At 53.2% G+C, this 7315-nt stretch carries 4 protein-coding genes; all 4 read left to right on the top strand.

All coding sequences use genetic code 11. The features are described 5' to 3' along the window. On the top strand, positions 1-385 hold a 385-nt coding region (locus IK083_07515; GenBank protein ID MBR4749399.1), incomplete at its 5' end, for a hypothetical protein. Between the two features lie 246 nt (positions 386-631). After that, a complete protein-coding gene (locus IK083_07510) occupies positions 632-1909 on the top strand; it encodes a hypothetical protein (GenBank protein MBR4749398.1) in 1278 nt (425 codons plus the stop codon). A 311-nt stretch (positions 1910-2220) separates the two neighbouring features. Continuing rightward, the gene (locus tag IK083_07505) at positions 2221-4215 is read left to right on the top strand and encodes an Ig-like domain-containing protein (protein MBR4749397.1); all 1995 of its coding nucleotides are present in this window, start codon (positions 2221-2223) and stop codon (positions 4213-4215) included. Between the two features lie 1003 nt (positions 4216-5218). Beyond that, a partial coding sequence (locus tag IK083_07500) for a hypothetical protein (GenBank protein ID MBR4749396.1) occupies positions 5219-7315 on the top strand: 2097 nt, incomplete at its 3' end.

The raw sequence follows: 7315 nt of genomic DNA, 5'->3' as shown, positions 1-7315 counted from the left end.
GGACATCCCGCAGCTGTCCGAAGCCCTCAGGACCTGCTGGGGCATAAAACAAAAATACATGCCCTATTTCACCGAGGGCAGGCTCATAGGCGACTGTATCTCCACCGAATTCGTCAGCGGAGCCACCAAGGTGTCCGCCTACATCTACGGTGACAACGCCCTCATACTGGTGCTGAACACCGCCGGCGGCAAAAGCGGCAAGACCCTCAGCGTGGATCTGGATATGTGGATGGGCCCCCACGGCAAATACGTGATCAAGCCCGTGAGCGAAAAGCTGAAGGGCGCCAGGCATATTTACAAGGACAAAGGCGCCTGTTCGCTGGAGACTCCCGCGCTGGAGCAGGGCGAGATATACATATTTGAGGTCAACGGCTTTCAGAAATAAGAAGCAACGACCGCTGCAAGGCAAAGGCGTCCGGACACACCGGACGCTTTTTTTCCGGTCACAAGCCCGCGTCATCCCGGCCCATCCTCTGCCGTCATCCCGGCGCGGACGGCCATAAGGTCAAACACAGCGTCAAAATAAGGGTTTTTCTTCCATATTGACGCGGCGAAAGAAATATGCTATTATCATAATAACATCAGCCGATCACTATAGATTTGACACGAATGCAAAAAGGAGCAAACCATCATGAAAAACACACTCATCACCATAATGTGCCTGCTGCTTTCGGCGCTTTCTGTTGTTGGCGTCCGGGCTGACGAGGACAGAGCTTTAGCCAACGGGGAAATCGAAGTCAAAAACGTGCCGCCGTTCCTTTCGGAATACTGCGACAAAAACGATCCCAAGGCATTAACCACGTTTTATATCAACACAAATGATCCTGCCGACGCCAAAATCATTTTCATCTCCGATTCTGAACGCAATCCGAATTGGCCCGAAACATACTATAGGTTCTTTAACTTTAAGAACCCCACCGCCGAAATTGTGGAAAAGCATATGAATGACAGGATCACCGAATACCCTTTGGTTGGATCCGAGAGTCTGAAGCGGGACTTTGTTCTGGAGGTCTACCAACTGCCGAAGCCGGACAAAGACGGCCCGGAAGCCGAAAAAAACATTTTTCCGAAGTCCTACCGGCGCAATGACGACAGATACCTGTTGGTCCTGAGACACAAGGGCAGCGTCATATGGTACAGTGACACGTGGGCCCGCGGCAATAAGGAGTTTGTGCAGCGCAAAAAAGAAGAGATCGACCGCCCCGACGTCATGCAGCTCCCCGACGGCAGGTTTTTGATAGTAAGCGCCGAAAACGCGCTTTATTCACAGCTGTCCGGTGGCAGATTAATACAGAAAAGCGCCGGCGCCAGGCGGCTCAACTGGATAAGAGAAACAGAAAATTCAAGATGGAGCGCCTTTCCCCCTGTTACCGCAGGTTATCCGACAGTAACGATCCTGACAGACAACATAGTGCGGCACGCCTACCCGGACGGCTGCCTTGAACACTGGATGCTGCGTCCGTCCAAGCTGGACGTCACCAGAAACAAAAACAGGATACAACAGCCCCCGGACTACAACGATTTTATCCTCAATGAAATATGGAGGGGAGAAGGCAGCCTGCTGTGGTGGAACGGTATAAGTTCCCCCAAAACAGACTTTTGCGCCAGAGACATGTCAAAAAGACACCGTATGTGGTGCTACAGCCAGGGCCGGATCGAACCGAAGTATGACAAGGATTACGAGCTCAAACCGGCAAAAACTGCCGACATAGTGCCGGAGAAGTATATGAACATGGCCAACAGCGCCCCGACCACGGCATACGCGCCCGTCTATTGCCCCGGATACGCCGCACCCGAAGCAAAGGCAAAGCCGGAAGCCAAGCCGGAAACCAAATCAGAAGCCAGGCCCGGCCTTTTTACCGTCATAATGGCGAGCATAAAAGCCTTTTTCGCCCGGCTCGTATCCTGACTTCCGCCGGAACACAAAAGCAGGTCCCTTCCGGGACCCGCTTTTTTGACAATTCACTCAAAGACAGTGTCCTCATAGGAGAACGCTGTCATCTCGACGGTCACGCGTAAGCGGGACCGGAAAGAGATCCCGTGTCAGAGGCAGAGCAGTTCTCAGAGCGCTCCAAGTATGATAACGCAAGGGGACACAGACGCATCGGCCCGGCGGAAAAGCGCTCTTCGCCGCCCTGCGCTTGCAGAATATATGTTTTTTATAGTATAATAATATTTGATTTTTTTGAGCCGATGGCTCTGCAACAAACGGAGGTTTGCATGTATACATCATTTGCAAAATTCTTGAAACCGGGCGCCCTTGCCGCCCTTCTCTTCCTGCTTTTGGCAGGCTGCATCTGCGCCGAAGAATATGACAGTCTTACGATTCAGCTTTCGGCAGATGATGATACAACTGTTTATAGTCCTACTGTAAACGCTAACAACTCTCATGGTGTTATAGTAAAAGGAAATCCTGCACCAGTTATTTATAATATCATAGAGGACTACAACAATCTTTACAGACGCTATTATCAATACGACTTGAATTTCGCTCCATCAGGAATAGTGAACGGTAATATTTTTGTTTCAGGCAGAAATACAAGCGGTATATATTTCCAAGAAGGATTTCCGTGTTCATTTAATTGTTTGATAGATGATAATAGCTCAGATGTTATTCAAATCGACCCGCAGCGGTGTTTTACCATAAAGAATACAAACATAAACAAATATGGCGATTATGGAGACGGAATAGTTGCAGATTGTTTTTATGCCGAAAACACTAATGTTCAGACTTTCGGTAATTATTCGTATGCAGTAAGCGGGAGCGGGTTTAGTATTTTTGGTGGCAAGTATTATACAGAAGGCATAGGTGCTCATTGTGTAGATGTTTTTGCTGAGGCGCAAAAGAAGTACACATTCAAAGTCTTTGATTCTGGCAAGTATGATAATAATGGCAATTTTAAAATAGAATCAGAGAGGTCGCTAACTGCTAAATATGCTTATGGCAACTGCTCCAAAAGTGAAATCAAAAATGCGGTATTAGAAAGCAAACAAGGTTATGCTGTAAATTTAAGAAGTAACGGGCTCTTGAACTTAATCGATTGTGAAGTACTTGGAGGTATAGCTATATCCGGGGGTGCGCAACTCTTTATTGATAATTGCAAAGTAATTAAAGACAACGACTATGCTATTAATTTCGGTCCAAGTGACTGTAATCTTATTATTTATAATTGTGATCTTGATTTAGGTGTTATTGGAGCCAGTGGGGCAGGAGGGTCAAGTTCATCTTCGGCTTATAGCCATTATATTGAACTTCGTAATAGTGATTTAAAGTTTAGTATTCCTTCATATAATACTTCATACAGTAGAACGCCTACTTTCTTTAGCGTTAAAATTGATGTAGATAGTTTGTGGGTATTATCTGGTGATACTTATTTAAGCAGCATCGATAATGAAGGTAATGTTCTGCTTAACGGTTATACGTTATATATAAAGGGAAAAGAGTTTAAAAGCCCCAGCAGCATAACCCTAAACAAGACCTCTCTTTCTCTGGAAACGGGCAAGAGCGAGCAGCTGACCCCCGCTGTCACTCCCGACAACGCTTTCAACAAGGGCGTCACCTGGCTCAGCTATGACGAATCCATAGCCACGGTTGACGCCGACGGCAACGTAAAGGGCGTAGCCCCCGGCGCCACCACAATAAGGGTGAAGACCAAGGACGGCGGCTTCACAGCCAAGTGCAAGGTGAAGGTCGCCGACCCAAAGGTGCCCGTTATTGGAGTTGCCCTCAACAAAACGAGCCTGACCCTCACCACCGGAAAATCGGAGACCCTGCTGGCTACCGTTTCCCCTTCCGGCGCCACCAACAAGGCCCTTACCTGGACAAGCTATGATACGAGCATAGCCACCGTGTCCGCCGCCGGCGTAGTGAAAGGCATAAAGCCCGGTACCACCACTATCCGTGTGAAGACCAAGGACGGAGGCTATACCGCCAAGTGCAAGGTGAAGGTGCAGGATCCGAAAATCGCGGTCAACGGCGTGAAAATAAATAAAACGTCCGTTTCGCTGGAAAAGGGCAAGACATTGACCCTCACGGCAACCGTGGCGCCCTCCAACGCTACGGACAAGACTGTCACATGGACGAGCTATGATACGAGTATAGCCACTGTGACCTCCGCAGGCGTGGTGAAGGGCGTCAAGGCAGGCACAACCACTATCCGGGCCAAAACCAAGGATGGCGGTTTTACCGTCAAGTGCAAGGTGAAGGTGCAGTAGCGCAGAAAAAAACAGATCCGGGAGGAGCGTTCCGCTCCCCCGGTTTTTTTGCCCCGGATGTCCTCCGGCGCGGGGACCCGGCAAAAATTTTTATCCGGAAATATAGACAGTTATCTATATTTGGTATTGACAGTATTATCCGGGAATGGTATAATATAGTTGTCAACAACTAATATAAAGGGACGCCTTCGCCTCTAATACGCTTGCGCCCCTTCGGGGGCGCTTTTTCTTTTTGAGCGCACTCCCTTTTATCGGTCAAAACGCGGACCTGCGGTCCTGCGGAATTCGTTTCACACAATACTTTTACGGGCTTTCCGGGGACAAGTGTATAAACGCCCCGCGATACGGCCCCTTCCACCTGTCGTCTCCGGCATAGCCGGAGCAAGGAACGCGACAGGCGGACCCCTCTCCGGAGGCCCTCTCCTATAGCCACCGCTCACGGCCTTTTGTACGGCTCCCCCACGCGCCTTGCGCCTGACGGCGAAAGGAAGGTGGCACGCGGTGCCCCCGAAGATCTCTTACCGGAAAATGCCTGAAACTCATTCGCGTTTCATCGGTATTCATTTTCCGCCGAGATGACGCCGTGAGCTATGCTGGCGGACCCTGCGCACCACCCCGCGAATACCTTTATTTTTGGGGAACCCCGGTGGATCCCTTACCCCGGCCGGCCAGACGCCAAGGCGTTTGACATATGCCGTTTGCGCCGAGGTGACGGGAAGAGCGCGACGCGCGGAGCGAGCGGTGACAGCGTTTCCGCACCGCCGGAGAGTGAAAAAAGCGGAAAAACGTGGGGAAGGCAGGCAAATCGTGGTATAATGGTAGTGAAGTTTTACAAGCGGCGGCCGGAGCCGCCCCAACGGAGATACTTATGAACGACACGTCAAACGTTCCGCAGCTAAACAGCCACACTCAAAGCAGCGCCGCAACGGCGACAGGCGCGCCGGGCGCGCCCTTTCCCGAAGCCCCGGCCAGCGCGCCGCGCGGTCCCCTGGACTCTTTCAGGATGAGTCCCGAGGGGAGGCGCAGGGTAAAGGGAATACAGGACACAGAGGTCACGGACAGCGGGGTCATCATCACCTGCGCCGCCGAGACACGAAGGACAGAGCATGGCTACACCCATGAGACCCCCCTCAACTTCAACAACCCCGCCGAGGGGGACGGGGCTCCTCTGTATATCCATATACAGCTGTGGACCGACAGCATTTTCAGGATAGTCTTTTCCGGGGAAAAGGAGATCAGGGACCCCTACTCCGGCCTGCCGGCCGAGGCGCGGATGCTCATCGGCGACCGGCAAAAGGTGGAGTTCGCATTTGTCAACAACACCCTGATGACCCCGTCCATGCAGGTGCGCATAGACCCGGAGACCGCGCGGATATCCGGCTTTTACAGCGACGGGACCGGGTTCTTTGCCCAGCGCAAGTCCGGGTTCACCATAGCCGACGTTTACGATCTGAGCCTGAGCAAGGACGGCGAATATTCAGCCTGCTTTGAAGCCCTGGAGCTGGACAACGACGAAGTGATCTACGGCCTGGGCGAGCGCTTTGACAGCCTGACCCGCAATGGCCGGGCGGTGGATTTTCACAACAAGGACTGTCTGGGCACCGCCACTCCCCGGACCTACATCAACATACCCTTTTTCATGTCCACCGGAGGCTACGGCCTGTTTCTCAACTCCGCTGCCCGGACCGACTGGCAGATAGGCACCCTGTCCGCCGGCTCCCTGCAATTCGGAGTATGGGACGGTCAGCTGGACTACTTTGTCATAGCCGGCAGGACCCCAAAGGAGATCCTGAAGGGCTACTGTTATCTGACGGGCTTTGCCAAGCTGCCGCCTCTGTGGTCCTTTGGCCTGTGGATGAGCCGCAACAGCTACACCTCCTGGGACGTAGCGGAGCAGATCGCCCGGGAGATCAGGGAGAACGACGTTCCCTGTGACGTGATCCATCTGGACACCGCCTGGTTTGCGGAGGACTGGAACTGCGATCTGAAGTTTTCGGAGGAGCGCTTCCCCGAGCCCGAGAAGCATATGGCCCGGCTCATGGAGCAGGGCTTCAACGTGTCCCTGTGGCAGTACAACTTCATCCCGCCCCGGGACAACAACGACCATTACAAAGAGGCGGTGGAGCGCGGCTATCTGGCCCTGGACAAGGACGGCACTCCCTATCAGTATTCCAAAAACCATTCCGGCGGCTTTACCGAGGACGTGATAGTGGACTTCACCGACCCCGAGGCCCGCAAGTGGTACGCAGGCAAGATAAAGGCCCTGATGGATATGGGGGCTTCGGTCATCAAGACGGATTTTGGCGAAGGCATCCCCGAGGACGCCCTGTTCAAAAACGTGGACGGCAGGCTGTTCCACAACCTCTACACTCTGGTCTATAACTACACTGTGTTCAATGCCTCAAAGGACAACATAGTCTGGGCCCGCAGCGGCACTGCCGGCTCCCAGAGGTTCCCCCTCCACTGGGGCGGCGACAGCCAGTGCACCTTTGAAGATCTGGCGGGGACCCTGCGGGGCGCCCTCAGCATAGGCATGAGCGGCATTCCCTTTTTCAGCCACGACATAGGCGGCTTCATCGGCCTTCCCGACGACGAGCTATATATCCGCTGGGCCCAGCTGGGGCTCTTCTCGTCACATTCCCGGTGCCACGGCGCCGGCGACACCACCCACAGGGAGCCCTGGGCCTTCTCACAGGAAGCTCTGGAGATATTCCGCCGCTATGACAAGCTCCGCTATTCGCTGATGCCCTACATCTACGAGGAGGCGGAAAAGTGCACCCGGACCGGCCTCCCCATGATGAGGGCCCTGTATCTGGAATACCCGGAGGACAGGAACGTGAGGACCATAGACGACCAGTATCTCTTCGGCGACAGTCTGCTCATCGCCCCCGTCCTGAAGCCTCTCTCAAAGAGCGCGACCAGAGACGTATATCTGCCCCGGGGCGTGTGGTTCGACTACTTCACCAAAGAAAAGCTCGACTCCTGCGGCATGTGGATCACCAGAGACATAGACCTGGCCACCATGCCCATATACGTCAGGGAGGGCGCCGTACTCAAATACTGCTCTGCCGACACCCACCTGAAGGGCGGCATGGGAGAG

Source organism: Abditibacteriota bacterium (genome assembly GCA_017552965.1).
Taxonomy (GTDB): Bacteria; Armatimonadota; UBA5829; order UBA5829; family UBA5829; genus RGIG7931.
This window is presented reverse-complemented; position numbering and strand designations above follow the sequence as displayed.